The organism is Pseudanabaena sp. FACHB-1998, assembly GCF_014696355.1.
Lineage (GTDB): Bacteria > Cyanobacteriota > Cyanobacteriia > Pseudanabaenales > Pseudanabaenaceae > Pseudanabaena.
Map to the genome: position 1 here is coordinate 39,578 of NZ_JACJQA010000029.1, position 14,508 is coordinate 54,085.

Here is a 14,508-nt window from a genome sequence, read left to right on the forward strand (position 1 = left end):
TTTGTTAACTATGAATGAGGCTTTACCATCTGTCCAGCATTCGGCTCAGCCCAGCAATCAGTCACTAGTTGATTTAATTGCTAAGGCGATGCTCTCAAGCAATAGCCTTGAAGATGTATTAAAAGTGTTTTTAAGCAGTCTAGGTGAACATCTAGAAGCTAATCGTGTAGCTATTTATCATCTCACAGAGCCACAGCAGGGAGAGATTTTAGTAGAAGCTATTTCAGCAAATATTCAGAGCATTAAAAATCAGCAATATCCTTTGGCATATTTTGGAATCGATCAAATCCACGATTTTCCAAGCGATCGCGTGACCATTTTGACCGATCTTGCTCAAATCACGGAAAGAATGGTTGTGCATCAAGCTTGGCAAGATACCCACACAAAATCGATGATGTCTGCGCCAATTGTGTTAAGCACCTTAACGAGCAGAACCAAGATTTGGGGATTAGCATTTGTCCAACAATGCGATCGCATTAGGCAGTGGCAACCACAGGAAGCTAAGTTTTTATTAGAAATATCTCAAGTTTTAGGGCAATGTCTAGAAATATGGGATTGCCGTTTGCGATCGTCTCCAGACTCGCCCATAGATCCCTATATGCCTAAACAGGTCGTCAGGAAAAGTGAACAAGAAGAATTTATCGCGAAAAGAATAGACTTATCCGAGCAGTCCCCAGAACTATCTTCCGATCTGTGCCTTGAAGAAATTTCGGTGTCCAGCGAGTTTACGCTTTCAGATGATGATGAAAATGACTTGTTTAGCAATCTTGGCGATCGCCATGAAGAAGAAGCGATTAATTTAGCAATTAATCAAGCGATGCAACGTTTAGATCAGAAATTCATGAATAAAGCGGATAGTTATTCTCTATCCTTTGTACCTAATGATAGATATCAAGATAATGATGATGTAGATGTAGATTCAATTACCTTGGAAGATGTATTAGAAGACTTCAACAAAGAAAAGGTACAGTTTTTACAGGAAAAAGTTAATGAGCTAATTGAATCTTTGCAGTACAAGTATGATGAAATTGCTCTGTTACAAAATCAGGTTCAAGAGTTAATAAAATCACAACAGGAATTTAAAAAAATATTACTGGAACTCCAATCTGAAGATTTAACCCAAACTATCAAAGATGCATTTCAGAAAATGCATCAATTTCTATATCCCAATTGATATATCGCCCGCTACGCGGGCGATATATTTTAAGTTTTTTAAATAGCTAACACTGAATCTAGCTGACCTTGGCGTTCTAATGCATGAATGGCATCACAACCGCCAATATGTGTATCATCTATAAAAATTTGAGGTACAGAACGTTTCCCATCCGATCCTCTGGCAGCCATTTTTGTACGAGCTTCTTCATCCCCATCAATCACATATTCAATATATTTAACTCCCTTAGTATCAAGCAAATGCTTGGCTCTGATACAAAAAGGACACATACGCCATGTATAAATTTCTACTTTCGCCATAATCAATCTTTGAATGTGTTAAATGAATGAACTAAACCCACTATAGCGGTTTTCATTTGGACTTTACAGCGCTTTGCGCTTAAACAAACCCCAGAGTAAGGTTGCGCCGCACCTTTACTCTGGGGTTTTAAGGCGTTAGAGACTGAATAACTCCTTCGCGATCGCATCAGCTAATCCTTCAGAACCACCCTTAGCACCAACTCGCTCTAATCCATTAAGTCGGCATTGGTCTAGATACGGGCGATCGCCTAAAGTTCTCTTGACGCATTTTGCGGCCTCTCTCAAGGTTTCGGGCGTAGCCGCTTCTTTGCCTATGGTTTGGACTGATAAGCCCAGTAACCGCTCTTGTGCTTCCGCAAAACGATAGGAAAATTGGGGACCATTTCCCATAATCTGCACTACAGGTTTACCCAAGCCAACCGCTTGTTCCACAGCAGTTCCCGCCATGCCGATCGCCAAATTACATTGATGTAAAATATCAGAAAAAGCATCACTAAAACAGAGAATACTGATCCCTAAATTCTCTTGATAGAGCTTGCCATCGGCATATTGCCAACCCGCTTGGGGCGCGAGTTCAGATAATTGGGGCATGAGGCTAGGCACAAGCGCCGCCCGAAATTGGATCGGTTCAGGGGCAAATTCTTGGGCGATCGCCTCACACAAACGCATCTGCAAGACGAGATTTTCGGCAGCTTCGGGTAACCGACTGCCAGCTAAGAGCGCAATCATGGCGACTTCAGGACTCAAGCACAAATTTTTCTCCGTTGGTTCTAATACATCCATAATCGGATAACCAACAAAACTTGTATTTCTATAACCCCTTTGCCTAATGAGTTCCGCACTATAGGCATCACGGGTTAAAATTTGCTTACAGCGAGGCGATCGCATCATCAGAGCTTGTTCCCACCGTGGCACATAGCGATTTTCGTAAAATCCCGAAGATGACACCAAAAACATGGCATAGGGTAAGCCCGTCACATAGGCAAAAATAGCTGGTAATACATCTCCTGTCGCAAAGACAAAATCACAAGTTTTGCCACAGGCCCTCGCCGCCTTGATTTGTTGCCAAGTTAAAGCAATCAATCCCGATTGAAAATCTTCAATTTGCTTCCATAAACTCATATAGGCAAAACCGCCTGATGGCAGAGACTTAGTAGGGGTGGCGATTTCTACACCTGCCCGACGATAGGCACTACCATCACCCACTAGGGGCAAGGCGATCGCTTCTACCTGAGGATATTTACGCAGTAAAGCTTTAAGAACTTCAGAACCATTGAGATCTTCTCCATGTCCATTACTAATAAAGAGAACTCGCTTCTTTTGATTTGATTTGGAAATGGAGATCCTGTGCATAAAGTTTAGGTTAGGTCGATGCTGGGGGCATATCACGAAGAAGCTATACATAAAATATAATAAAACAGTACTTAATAGAGCAATCCTAAAAATTTGAGAGAGTGCGCCCCGTGGGGCGCACTCTCTCAAATTTTTAGATGCGTTAAGTTTAGATTTAGCTTCGTATTCGCTGCTATTTGATTTTGAGCGAAAATAACTTTAAATAAATTCTTGAGGTGTATTTTTGACAAAATTCTCGCCAGATTGCCCATATCCGCTTACTTCTTGCCCGCAGGGATTAGCAAAGTGGATTCCTCTTTATTCAGTATTAACTACCTATAAACTTACCTACCTTATCCAAGATATAAGTGCAGGAATTGCCTTAACAGCCATTTTAATTCCCGCAGGAATGGGATATGCCTCCGCCGCAGGATTACCGCCAATTTATGGACTTTATGCAACGATCGCCCCTTTAATTGCCTATGCCATTTTTGGTCCCAGCCGCATTTTGATATTAGGACCCGATTCTGCTTTAATTCCGCTTATTTCCGCAACCATCTTGCCCCTATCTCAAGGCGATCCCTTAAAAGCGATCGCGATCGCGGGAATACTTGCTATCATCTCAGGATTTTTATGCATTGTTGCAGGGCTTGCTAAATTTGGTTTTATTACCGAACTCATCTCTAAACCAATTCGCTATGGCTATCTCAATGGAATTGCAATTACGGTGTTAATTGCCCAATTGCCCAAAATTTTTGGCTTTTCTGTCAAAGGACAAACTATTTGGGAAGAGTTGTGGGAATTTTTTCTGGGGGTAAAGAATGGAAGAACAAACTTCACCGCTTTAACAATCGGTATAGCTTGTCTGGCCATAATTCTCGTTTTAAAAAAGTTCGCTCCAAAAGTCTCTGGGGTTTTAATTGCCATGGTTGGAGCGACGGTGATTAGTTCCATTTTCGGTCTCTCCGATAGCGCAGGGATTGATGTAATTGGAGTGCTACCACAGGGATTGCCAAGTTTACAAATACCTAGTTTTAATCCTTCAGAATTTAAAATCTTATTTTCTAGCGCTCTGGCGATCGCCCTAGTTTCCTTCACTGACATGAGCCTATTATCCAGAACTTTTGCTATTCGTGGCGGCTATCGCGTTGACCGCAATCAAGAACTCATCGCCCTTGGCATAGCCAATATTGCAGCTGGTCTATTTCAAGGCTTTTCTGTGAGCAGTAGCGCTTCACGTACTCCCGTTGCTGAAGCCGCAGGAGCGAAAACCCAAATCACGGGTCTAGTAGGAACCTTATGTATCGCGTTCGTCTTGCTATTTACCCCAATGCTATTGCAGAGCTTACCTCTATCCGCTTTAAGTGCAGTCGTAATTTCTGCGGGTATCGCTATTTTTGAAATCTCAGGGACTTTACGCCTCTATCAATTACGCCCCTTTGAATTTCTGCTATCCATCGTCTGTTTCGCTGGGGTTGCCTTTCTAGGCGTTATTCAAGGAATTTTTATTGCCATAGGATTAGCATTATTTGCCTTTATCTGGAGTGCTTGGCGACCGCATTATGCAGTTCTGGGGAGAGTGGATGGCATTAAAGGCTATCACGATGTATTTCGCCACCCCGAAGCTAGACGCATCCCCGGCTTAGTAATTTTTCGTTGGGATGCACCTTTGTTTTTTGCGAATGCGGAAATTTTCTGCGAAAGGGTGATGCAAGCGATCGCCACGGCTCCCACAATCACTAAATGGGTATTAGTTGCCGCCGAACCTGTCACTGACATTGACTTGACTGCCGCCGATGCGATCGCTGAGTTAGATAGAACGCTCTGTCAGTTAGGCATAGAAATTTGTTTTGCCGAAATGAAGGGACCCACTAAAGATCGTCTCAAAAGATATGGTCTATTTAGCAAATTTGGCATTGAAAGCTTCTTTCCGACTATCGGACAAGCGGTTGATGTATATCTTGAGAGCAATCAAGTGGAATGGCATGATTGGGACGAATAAAAAAGGCCCAGTAAGCAATAAGAGTCGCACAGGGCGCGACTCTTATTGCTGGGATTAGGACTTAATAGCCGTCCAATCCTTTTTTAATAAATTAACGAATGTAGTGATGCCCTTAGAAAATCCGACAGGGTCTTCCATCGCATATTCAGGAAATTCTTCATAGTGTCGCCATTGCTCGGTGACATTGTGGCGTAAATGCAAGACACGCTCGCCATCTTCTAGCTTCCAAAGCATCTGTCCGCCTGTAGGGATATGAGACATAGACTCCTCCTGTTACTCAAACGTAAACATTTAGCAGTGGTCTGAGCAACCATTTGCTGCTTTAAATTGTGACGATCCCAATATTAAATTCTGTAAATATTGCTACTTTAGATCTAGCTAAAAATACCAATTTGATATACAGAAAATAGTTTTCAACTCCTCTATCTATCTTAATGAATATTTTTTAGATAAGTACCTTGGCATAATTAAAATCCAGACCCGAAAACCTGCGACGCAGGTTTTCGGGTTTTATATTTAATTTCGCCTAGCTACTTATCTATTTCCTGTGAATGATTATACCAAAGCACTAAATGGCAAAGCCATTTAGTGCTTTTAAAATCTTTAGGTGGGTTGTTTTGGGCTTTGATGTACAGCAAAGCCATAGTTAGCCAGTACAAACCAAAACCCAAAAAGCGAGTTGCGGCGCTTCGCGCCGCAACTCGCTTTTTGGGTTTTATGTCCTAAGCAAAACTTACATTGCTATAGGGGGAAAGCCAAGCGCTCATGGGTGACAGCGATATTCACAACGTCACTGTATAATCGCTTTCTGTAGCAAGTTGGTGACTGTATTGATTGCCATTTATCCTGGGAGTTTTGATCCAATTACCTTTGGGCATCTCGATATTATTAAGCGCGGTAGTCATCTATTTGATCAAGTTATTGTCGCAGTCTTACGCAATCCCAATAAAAACCCTCTATTTACGATGGAGGAGCGCATTGTCCAAATTCGTGAAGCGACTTCACACCTAAATAATGTGGATGTAGATGCTTTTACGGGATTAACGGTGACTTATGCTCATCTTAAGCAAGCTAAAGTCTTAATTCGAGGTTTAAGAGCCGTTTCGGACTTTGAATTAGAATTACAGATGGCGCATACCAATAAAACTTTGGCGAATGATATTGAGACAGTTTTTCTTTCTACTTCTAACGAATATAGCTTTTTGAGTAGTAGCGTAGTTCGGGAAATTGCTAGATTTGGGGGTGCGATTGATCATCTCGTCACACCACAGGTAGCGATCGCTTTGAGACAAAAGTTTCAGAACATTTAAGCTAAAGTAAGGATAAACGGCTCTATGTTGTGTTTATCCGTTCTCCAGAGTATAAACCTATGAAAACACTCCTAGCATCGATCGCCGCGATTGGCACGATGAGCGCCTTTGCTGGTTCTGCGATCGCCGAAGTCTCGTTCAATATTAGATTTGGTTCTAGTCCTGAAGTTAAGACCTATCGAACCTATCGTTCCTACCGCTCTAATGTTTTTAACTCACCTGCAATTCCCTATTACCAACAGCGTAGTTATCGTAATTATGACAATAACTATGGCAACTCTAGGGTAATTGTGCGTGAAGTATATCCACAAGTTAACTACGGAAATTCTTGGAATTATTCCACAATTCCTGGCCCTAACTATTACTATCGCTCGCCCCGAAATAACGGTGGCGAACGCTATATAGTGGAAAAAAGGATCATTCGCGTCAGATAAACAAAAAAGCTTGCATTAGCAAGCTTTTTTGTTTATCTGTAGTCAATTTCATTAGGACGACCCAAAACCCAAAAAGCGAGTTGCGGCGCTTCGCGCCGCAACTCGCTTTTTGGGTTTTGGGTTCTAACAAGACTGCTTAATTTATCTAGACAAAATGACATAGTCATTTTGTCTAGATAAATTAAGCAGGTTGCTTAATATTTTCTGCGCCTTTAGTGATGGTAATCGACTCAATGCGATCGCCTACTTGGATTTTCTCAATTAATTCCATGCCCTCGGTTACATAACCGAAAACAGCATAGGAACCATCAAGGAAATAAATATCATCGAGGGCGAAGTAAAACTGACAGGAAGCCGAATTGGGAAATTGAGATCTTGCCATCGCGATCGCGCCTTTGTTATGGCGCAACTTTGGCTTTTGCGTAGGAGGTAAAATCTCGCCGTAGGTCGCTTGCTTAGCACCATCGGACAGAATTTCAAGGGGAATATATCTTGTCTGAGAGGTTGCGGGATCGACAAAGTTTCCAGTGCCATTACCTAAGGGATCACCACCTTGAACGACGAAAGGTGTAGGTTCTTTAACGACACGATGAAATGTCAACCCGTTATAAAAACCTTTTTTAACGAGATCAGCAAAATTACCTGCGGTGACAGGAGCATTATTGCCATCAAGTTCTATCTTGACGACTCCAGATTTAAGCTTTAACTCCACTGTAGCTGACCCTTTTAACTGCACAAATTTAGCTAAAGCAGCTTCGAGGGGATTATCGCTAGGTTTTGCCTCAGGAGCTTTAGTAGAGTTCGGGGAAGGCTTCGCACTGGCAGTGGCGGATGAACTAGGTGAAGCGCTAGCCGAAACACTACTACTATTACTGCAACTAGTAAGCAATAGACTAATTGCTAAAAAACAACTAAAAATCCAACGAAACATTATTTATAAACCTTCTAGTGGCACGGATAAAAACTTAGCAATTGCGGCGGCTCGATCTTCAAGCACAGTTAAAGAAATTGGCTGACCAACTTCGGATAGGGGCAGATCTCCTTTACCTTTGACGCGCAAGTATAGCGCCCGTTTAGGACTTAGTCCATTCCGAATCTCTACGCGCACGGCTTGCACATCCGCAATCTTGTAAGTAAATTCCAGATTTTTGCTTTGATTGCGCCCACGACGGAAGATTGTCACTTTGCCTGTATTGCGATCGAACTCGTTGTAGCCACTGCCATAATCGATCGCAATCACGTATAGCAAATATGCTTCGAGCAAAGAACCTGCGATCCCATAAAAAGAGAGCGCTAAACCCTGTGGGACAAACTCTAGTTGTAGAGGGTCAGAAAATGGAAGCAAGTTGGTATGTAAATAGCTGGACAAACCTGCTAGCAAGAATCCCGACGCACCTATGGCAACAATAACCGCAAAGCAATAGTTACTAAAGCGTCGTGACCCGACAATGTCATATCGCAGAACATTGGATTGAGATTTTATGGCTACCATCGGTTGAAGTTAATGTAGAAACTATTATCTAGAAAACAATAGTATATAGCTGCTTGCAAACTCTAGCCAAAGTATTGCTACAACAATTCTCATAACAGATTTGTTGTAAGTGGCTAGGCGCAATTAAATATAAAATCCCCAAAGCTGTGGCGCACACTGCCCGTGCGCTATAGCTTTGGCTTAGCTACTTACCAATACTTTAGAGCTTAATATATCTATACTAACTGGTTCTAAGTTATGATCCAGAGGATTTGCGAAGAGATAATTCGTAGGATATCTTGCATAGACCAAGTATCTCAAGGCTTACATCAGACCTGTCACTTACTGTCACCTATATTTCCAAATTAATCGTGAAAAAATCACTCCATTACTCCTTAAAGCAAAGTATCCTTTCCGCGATCGCCCTTGGTTTGGTCTCCGTTGTTGCGGCATGTCAGCCACCTGCTACTCCTACTGAGACTGCATCCACGCCCGCTTCCACTGCAAAACCTACAACTTCAGCATCCCCCACTGCATCGGCATCCCCTTCTGCTTCTGCTAGCCCCTCCACAAAGACTACTGAAGCTGCTGGTACTACTACTGCTAGCCTTGATAAAATTGCTGGCGAATACAAGGTTGTTTTAGATCCTAAAGTTTTAGCTGATGCTGAAAAAGAAGGCGTTAAGTCTGTAACTGGTAAATGGACTATTAAGCCCGAAGGTACTTTTGAAGCTACGCTCAAAGCTGTATCCACCAAGGGAGAAGAACAAGAAATTAAAACTGCTGGCAAAATTACGATTAAAGATGGCAAGGTCGTATCTCAAGTGGAAACTGTGAACGGAGAAAAGCCACCTCAAGCTCCTCCTGAACAGCCCTACACATTATCTGCTGATGGCAAAGAGTTACAAGCTGATGGTCAACCTGTGAAGTTGGTCAAACAATAATTTTGAGAGCAAAGTGGCTTAGCCACTTTGTTTTAGGGAACAGTCCTAATAAATGATAAAACCCGAAAGATAGTTGCAGCATGAATTGCTGCAACTATCTTTCGGGTTTTATCGCAAAAATTATTTCACAAAAACTATTTCATAAAAATTATGCAAGGGCGTTATGTATAACGGCTACACATCCCACGATCGCATTTATAGTTTTGAAGAGTTGGATTTTCCCCTTGATGGGGTGGAATTTCAGCACGAAGGACAGAACTGTAAACGCCCTTATATTATTTTTAATATGGTTTCTAGCCTTGATGGTAAAGCCACAACCTATGCAGGAAAACTTACGGGTTTAGGCTCACGCCCCGATCGCAATTTAATGAAAAGGCTGCGATCGCAAGTGGATGCTGTCCTCGCAGGTAGTGGGACATTGCGCCATGATGCCTTTATCCCGACCATTCCTCCCGAACTATTTGGGGAACGCCAAAAAAACTTTTCGCAACCACAACCCCTTGGCATGGTGATCAGTAATTCAGGAAATTTGCCTAGTGATCATCGTTTTTGGAATGCGGGTAAGGATTTGCGAATTGTGTTATTGGCGGAAAACTCTAATCCTGGGGCATGGTTATATGAAAAGGCACAAGTTTTTAAATTTCCTGTGCAAGCCCAAAACCAGCAAATCAGCTTGCAGCAAGTTCTGAAATTTCTGTTTGAGCAGCTTGGGGTTAAGCGCCTTTTAGTGGAAGGTGGGACAATTTTGAATTATGAGTTGATATCTCAAGGTTTGGCGGATGAAATCTTTCTTACCCTATCGCCGCGTTTGGTGGGCGGAGTTCAAAATATGTCAATTCTCGGTGGCGAGGGCTACGGCATGGGTGGTGGCGATTTGCCTAAGCTGAAGTTGCGATCGCTGTACCATCATGATTCAGAATTATTTTTGCGATATCAATTTGTCTAGCAATTAAAGTAATCCACGCTTCGCGTGGATTACTTTAATTGCTACTTTCTTCCAATCCAAGGATAGTGTTAACACTATCCTTAGGTTGGAAGAAAGTATGAAATATGCCTATTACATTAGTTTTGTTTATGCTGTTGCGAGTTGGGTTTTGGCTATTTGCGCCGCCGAATCCCGATGAGGCATACTATTGGCTCTGGGGACAACATTTAGACTTTTCCTATTACGATCATCCGCCTTTACAGTCGTGGCTACAGGGATTAATGACCGCTTTATTCGGTCAATCTCTTTTCACTTTGCGATCGCTAAATGTCCTTACCAATGGCATCTTTTTCTATACCTATTACTGCATTCTGCAATATCTCTATGGCGATCGCGCCAAGCACTATATCTGGTGGGTAGTTCTGGCAATTTTTGGATCACCTTTGTACAGCATTATGCTGTCTTTAGCTTGGCATGACCATTTGGCGATCGCCCTGAGTCTGGTCGGCGCATATCTTTGCATCAGGTTCCTTGATGAATATTTAGCGAATGGCAAAGGTGAAAATGGCAAAAGTTCGAGCTGGCGATTATATGGCAGTGCGATCGCCTTATCTTTAGCGCACATTACCAAATACAACTCTTTATTTATGACCTTGGGCTTATTAGTAGCGATCGCCACCCATGAGCAATTACGGAAGTTATTTAGAGATATCCGATTGTGGTTATGTGCAGTAATTGGAATAATCACTTTTACGCCTGTTTTCTATTGGAACTATATCAATAATTTCCAATCCTTCCGCTTCTATGCTAGCCGTAGCGTTGACAGTGGCTTACCAATCATGCGCTTGCTAGAACCCTTAGGATTTATCGGGATTTCGCTCTTAATGCTCTCTCCCTTTGTAGCATGGTTACTATGGCAGGGATTTAGATATCCAGAATTCAAAGCGAATTTGTCTCTTCAGAATATAGTTTATAAGCACGTTGCATTTTGGACATTTTTAGTTCCCACAGTGCTATTAATGGCAATTTCGCTGATTTCTACAGCCCTCTATTACTGGAATATTCATGCTTATTTATTATTGTTCCCATTGCTGCCATCAGCGACCTGCCCTCACCTTCCAGCCTCTTCTCTCATTGGGAGAAAGAAAGGGATTAGGTTTTCTGTCTATGGATTACAAATCTTTGGTTTATTATTTACGGCTCTATTTGTTTGGAATTCGGCAATATTTCCTGTGAGTGCTTTGTTTGGCAAGGATGGCGATCCAGATGGACGGATGTTGTTTGGATGGAGTGAAGTTAGTGGCGAAATCCAAAAAATTGCGAATAGCTTACCAGAAAAGCCTTTAATCATCACTTCTGACTATCGCTCAGCCGCTATGCTTGCCTATGCAATGCCTGATCCGAATGTTACAGCTCTATCTAAGAGAATTAGTCAATTTACCCTTTGGAATTTGCAGAATGTGGCTCAACAAAAGGGTAAAACTGCAATCTTAATTTCCGATCAATGGTATCCCTTAACTACCGAAGCGATCGCTAAGTTTGAACAAGTAAATCCCCTTAACCAAGTCCCAATTTCTCGATTTGGTGTGTATTTAAAGACCTATGAAATTGCGATCGCAAAAAATTATCAGCCATAGATATAGAACCTAATAGGGGATTACCATCGCTAATTTTCTATGCAGTTTTATAAATTTCAATTATTGCAATAAATTCAAGAAATCGTTTAAACTGAGTATGCTCATTTAAAGCTAATAAACTCATGGCTCACGTTGGTATTATTTGCGTACCTGCTACAGGGCATCTCAACACAATATTACCCCTTGGTTGTGAACTCAAACAGAGAGGACATCAAGTAACTCTCATAGGCGTATTAGATGCCAAGGAAAAAACCGAAGTTGCGGGCTTAAATTTCAAGTCTTTTGCTGAACTTGAACGTCCTTTGGGTTTTACTCCCGCAAGTCTTGTGAAGATGGGTTCGTTAAGTGGAGTAGAGGCTTTTCGCTATTCGATTGAGCTATTTGAAAAAAGTGCAAAGATCATGATGGAGGACGGACTTGCAGCAGTTCGCGAAGCTCAAGTCGATTTGTTGTTAATTGATCAGGCTTCTTTTGGCGCTTCTAGTGTTGCTGAGTATCTGGGTATTCCTTTTATCAGTTTTACCAGTGCGATCGTTCTGAATCGTGATAATTCTGTTCCTCCTTTTAACTTTAGTTGGAACTACTCCCCCAGTTATATTGCGAGATTGAGAAACAAATTGGGCTATAAACTGCTTGATCGACTAGTGAAACCTATTGCAACCACAATTTCTCAATATAGGCGATCGTGGAATCTAGCACCCTTTAAACATCCTAACGATGCCTATTCTCCCATCGCCCAGATTTGTCGCCAGCCTAAAGAATTTGAATTTCCGCGTCAGACATTACCACCCCATTTCTATTTTACGGGACCATTACATAGTTCTGAGAGTCGCGTTAAGATCGATTTCCCCTACGAGAAATTAAATGGGAAACCCTTGATCTATGCATCAATGGGAACTATTCAAAATCGGTTGCTAGAGGTATTCAATCAAATCGCCGAAGCCTGTCAAGATTTGGATGCTCAATTAGTAATTTCTTTGGGAGGATCAGCCGATCCTGCATCGCTACCACCCTTTGCTGGCAATCCGATTGTGGTTAAGTACGCTCCGCAGCTAGAGCTTTTGCAGAAAGCTCAACTCACGATTACCCATGCAGGATTAAACACGACTTTAGAATCCCTCAGTTCAGGAGTACCAATGGTTGCTATTCCGATCGCGAATGATCAACCGGGCGTAGCGGCTCGCATTGCTTGGACGGAGACAGGTTTAGTAGTTCCGATCAAGAAGTTAACCGTTCCCAAATTGCAAAAGGCAATCCAAACGGTTTTATCTGATGCCAAGTACAGAAACAATGCGAAAAAGATGCAAGTAGCAATCCAAAATTCAGGTGGATTAAAACAAGCTGCCGATATTGTCGAACAGGCGATCGCTAAATTTGTTCAACAAACAAATTAATTGTTACAGTCTATTTAGGGTTTGTGTAATACAGATAAATGTTGAAAAAGCTTGCCTCACAAGCTTTTTCAACATTTATCTAAGTTTTGACAAAGCGCCAAGCGCTGTAATTTTACAAAGAATCAAAAAACAAGCAAAACTATGCAAGAAAATAATAATTTGAGAGAAGATAATTCTAATTCAACTAAATACACTACAGAAAGTGAAATTGATAGAGTATTTAGTGTTTTTCAATCATTTAATAAAAATCCTGAAATACAAAAACATCCTTCAGATAATCAAGATGAAAAAGTTTTAACAATGTCCTCACTTGGACAATTAGGACGATTTGGTAATCAATTATTTCAGTATGCATTTTTGAAGATTTCTGCGGAAAATCGCAAGGCAAAAGTTGAATGTCCTAGTTGGATTGGTCAAAGTCTTTTTGGTCATGATGATCAGCCTATAACCAGACGTTTACCTCCTGCGATCGAATGTGCAGAGAATGAGAACACTCTATTCGACATCATTCCTGAATTTATTCCTTATCTGGAAAAATCAGCAAAAGCTAAAAGTTGTCGAATTGATTATGATTTTTTGACCTCTGAATCTATTGGTGTGGATTTATGGGGCTTTTTTCAATTTCATAGTCACATATTTAAACCTTATCAAGAATATTTTCGATCACTATTTAAACCTGTTGACGAGTTACAAATACCATTAAGACACAGTTTAAATATTTTGCAATCTAAAGGTAAGACTGTCGTTGGAATCCATATTCGGCGAGGTGATTACATTACTGAGCCAAGAGCTGGATTCACCTTAGTATTTCCTACCAGATGGTATTGTCAATGGCTAGAAAGTATATGGAAGGAATTAGAAGAACCTGTTTTATTTATTTGTAGTGACGATCTAGATAATGTTTTACCTGAGTTTGCAAAGTTTTCACCTGTAACTACAAAAGATTTACAAGTCCAATTGCCAAGTTCTTTTAAAGAATTAAATATAGAATTCTATAGTGACTTTTTTTTACTGAGTCATTGTGATGTTGTTTGCATAAGCAATAGTATTTTTAGTTTTGCTGCTAGTATGCTAAATGAAAAATGTAAAAGCTTTGTTCGACCCACTTGGGACTTTGACAAAAAATTTACCAGCTTCGATCCTTGGGACAGTAAACCTATTTTATGGTTAGGAGATGAAAATCCAAAATTCTTTAAAAATTTTATTGATATTTTGACTATTACCTATACTACCCAAGGACTTTTGACGATGATTAAATCTTTAATTGTGTATATACCTTTAAGTATTATTAAAGGATGGGTAATCAGATTCTATCTTGGATATAAAGTGCATGGCTATCTAGGATTATGCAGAAGTCTGTTATACACATTGGGATTTAAATTTGCTTGGAGAAATTTTGGGGAGCATCTCAATTAGGCAGTGAGAAAATATACTTAGAAGAATAGAAGTAGCCATTGAGATAAGCGCAACGATGTCTCAAAACTTGAGCAACATTGTCTTTATTCCATTGAGCGCCAGAAATCTTGACCCGACGACCAATCTGCTTAATTGTCGATTCAACCGAACCTGAGCCAATGGTAATCCCT

14 protein-coding genes are annotated in these 14,508 nt (G+C 41.1%); 9 read left to right on the forward strand and 5 right to left on the reverse strand.

Features of this window, described 5'->3' with window-relative positions:
- Positions 1 to 10 precede the first annotated feature (10 nt).
- Positions 11 to 1,174, forward strand: coding sequence for a GAF domain-containing protein (locus H6F42_RS13135; RefSeq protein ID WP_190399821.1), 1,164 nt, complete (start codon positions 11 to 13; stop codon positions 1,172 to 1,174).
- Positions 1,175 to 1,212: 38 nt separating this feature from the next.
- On the opposite strand, the gene grxC is transcribed toward H6F42_RS13135, so the two are convergent.
- The gene (gene grxC, locus H6F42_RS13140) at positions 1,213 to 1,473 is read right to left on the reverse strand and encodes a glutaredoxin 3 (protein WP_190399822.1); all 261 of its coding nucleotides are present in this window, start codon (positions 1,471 to 1,473) and stop codon (positions 1,213 to 1,215) included.
- A 135-nt stretch (positions 1,474 to 1,608) separates the two neighbouring features.
- Positions 1,609 to 2,826: a lipid-A-disaccharide synthase-related protein gene (locus H6F42_RS13145; protein WP_190399823.1), complete on the reverse strand. Its 1,218-nt coding sequence runs from the start codon at positions 2,824 to 2,826 to the stop codon at positions 1,609 to 1,611.
- Between the two features lie 223 nt (positions 2,827 to 3,049).
- Here H6F42_RS13145 and H6F42_RS13150 point away from each other — a divergent pair, with 223 nt between their 5' ends.
- The gene (locus H6F42_RS13150) at positions 3,050 to 4,807 is read left to right on the forward strand and encodes a SulP family inorganic anion transporter (RefSeq protein WP_190399824.1); all 1,758 of its coding nucleotides are present in this window, start codon (positions 3,050 to 3,052) and stop codon (positions 4,805 to 4,807) included.
- A 54-nt stretch (positions 4,808 to 4,861) separates the two neighbouring features.
- Here H6F42_RS13150 and H6F42_RS13155 read toward each other — a convergent pair whose 3' ends face one another.
- Complete coding sequence (locus H6F42_RS13155) at positions 4,862 to 5,068, reverse strand: hypothetical protein (protein ID WP_190399825.1); 207 nt, start codon at positions 5,066 to 5,068, stop codon at positions 4,862 to 4,864.
- 569 nt (positions 5,069 to 5,637) lie between these two features.
- Here H6F42_RS13155 and coaD point away from each other — a divergent pair.
- The gene (gene coaD / locus H6F42_RS13160) at positions 5,638 to 6,117 is read left to right on the forward strand and encodes a pantetheine-phosphate adenylyltransferase (RefSeq protein WP_190399836.1); all 480 of its coding nucleotides are present in this window, start codon (positions 5,638 to 5,640) and stop codon (positions 6,115 to 6,117) included.
- A 59-nt stretch (positions 6,118 to 6,176) separates the two neighbouring features.
- Entirely contained in the window at positions 6,177 to 6,551 is a 375-nt protein-coding gene (locus H6F42_RS13165) for a hypothetical protein (protein WP_190399826.1), read from the forward strand.
- A 181-nt stretch (positions 6,552 to 6,732) separates the two neighbouring features.
- On the opposite strand, the gene H6F42_RS13170 is transcribed toward H6F42_RS13165, so the two are convergent.
- Both H6F42_RS13170 and H6F42_RS13175 read right to left on the reverse strand, forming a co-directional pair.
- Positions 6,733 to 7,482 carry a peptidylprolyl isomerase gene (locus H6F42_RS13170; RefSeq protein WP_190399827.1) on the reverse strand — a complete coding sequence of 250 codons (750 nt, stop codon included), beginning with the start codon at positions 7,480 to 7,482 and terminating at the stop codon, positions 6,733 to 6,735.
- Between the two features lie 3 nt (positions 7,483 to 7,485).
- Positions 7,486 to 8,043 (reverse strand): photosystem I assembly protein Ycf4, encoded by a 558-nt coding sequence (locus H6F42_RS13175; RefSeq protein WP_190399828.1) that lies wholly within the window; start codon positions 8,041 to 8,043, stop codon positions 7,486 to 7,488.
- Positions 8,044 to 8,393: 350 nt separating this feature from the next.
- On the opposite strand from H6F42_RS13175, the gene H6F42_RS13180 reads away from it, so the two are divergent.
- The 5 genes from H6F42_RS13180 (at position 8,394) to H6F42_RS13200 (ending at position 14,338) form a co-directional block, all read left to right on the forward strand.
- Positions 8,394 to 8,966, forward strand: coding sequence for a hypothetical protein (locus H6F42_RS13180; protein WP_190399829.1), 573 nt, complete (start codon positions 8,394 to 8,396; stop codon positions 8,964 to 8,966).
- A gap of 163 nt (positions 8,967 to 9,129) precedes the next feature.
- Entirely contained in the window at positions 9,130 to 9,912 is a 783-nt protein-coding gene (locus H6F42_RS13185) for a RibD family protein (RefSeq protein ID WP_190399830.1), read from the forward strand.
- 104 nt (positions 9,913 to 10,016) lie between these two features.
- On the forward strand, positions 10,017 to 11,528 hold the full coding sequence (locus H6F42_RS13190; protein ID WP_190399831.1) for a glycosyltransferase family 39 protein: 1,512 nt from the start codon (positions 10,017 to 10,019) through the stop codon (positions 11,526 to 11,528).
- A gap of 122 nt (positions 11,529 to 11,650) precedes the next feature.
- Positions 11,651 to 12,922 carry a glycosyltransferase gene (locus H6F42_RS13195; RefSeq protein ID WP_190399832.1) on the forward strand — a complete coding sequence of 424 codons (1,272 nt, stop codon included), beginning with the start codon at positions 11,651 to 11,653 and terminating at the stop codon, positions 12,920 to 12,922.
- Positions 12,923 to 13,063: 141 nt separating this feature from the next.
- Positions 13,064 to 14,338, forward strand: a complete 1,275-nt coding sequence (locus tag H6F42_RS13200; protein ID WP_190399833.1) for an alpha-1,2-fucosyltransferase — start codon at positions 13,064 to 13,066, stop codon at positions 14,336 to 14,338.
- The last annotated feature ends 170 nt before the right edge of the window (positions 14,339 to 14,508 follow it).

Bases quoted from the DNA above. Each gene is read 5' to 3' on its own strand.
- H6F42_RS13135 (WP_190399821.1), top strand. From the start codon at position 11: ATGAATGAGGCTTTACCATCTGTCCAGCATTCGGCTCAGCCCAGCAAT.
- grxC (WP_190399822.1), bottom strand. From the start codon at position 1,473: ATGGCGAAAGTAGAAATTTATACATGGCGTATGTGTCCTTTTTGTATC.
- H6F42_RS13145 (WP_190399823.1), bottom strand. From the start codon at position 2,826: ATGCACAGGATCTCCATTTCCAAATCAAATCAAAAGAAGCGAGTTCTC.
- H6F42_RS13155 (WP_190399825.1), bottom strand. From the start codon at position 5,068: ATGTCTCATATCCCTACAGGCGGACAGATGCTTTGGAAGCTAGAAGAT.
- H6F42_RS13165 (WP_190399826.1), top strand. From the start codon at position 6,177: ATGAAAACACTCCTAGCATCGATCGCCGCGATTGGCACGATGAGCGCC.
- H6F42_RS13170 (WP_190399827.1), bottom strand. From the start codon at position 7,482: ATGTTTCGTTGGATTTTTAGTTGTTTTTTAGCAATTAGTCTATTGCTT.
- H6F42_RS13175 (WP_190399828.1), bottom strand. From the start codon at position 8,043: ATGGTAGCCATAAAATCTCAATCCAATGTTCTGCGATATGACATTGTC.
- H6F42_RS13185 (WP_190399830.1), top strand. From the start codon at position 9,130: ATGTATAACGGCTACACATCCCACGATCGCATTTATAGTTTTGAAGAG.
- H6F42_RS13190 (WP_190399831.1), top strand. From the start codon at position 10,017: ATGCCTATTACATTAGTTTTGTTTATGCTGTTGCGAGTTGGGTTTTGG.
- H6F42_RS13195 (WP_190399832.1), top strand. From the start codon at position 11,651: ATGGCTCACGTTGGTATTATTTGCGTACCTGCTACAGGGCATCTCAAC.
- H6F42_RS13200 (WP_190399833.1), top strand. From the start codon at position 13,064: ATGCAAGAAAATAATAATTTGAGAGAAGATAATTCTAATTCAACTAAA.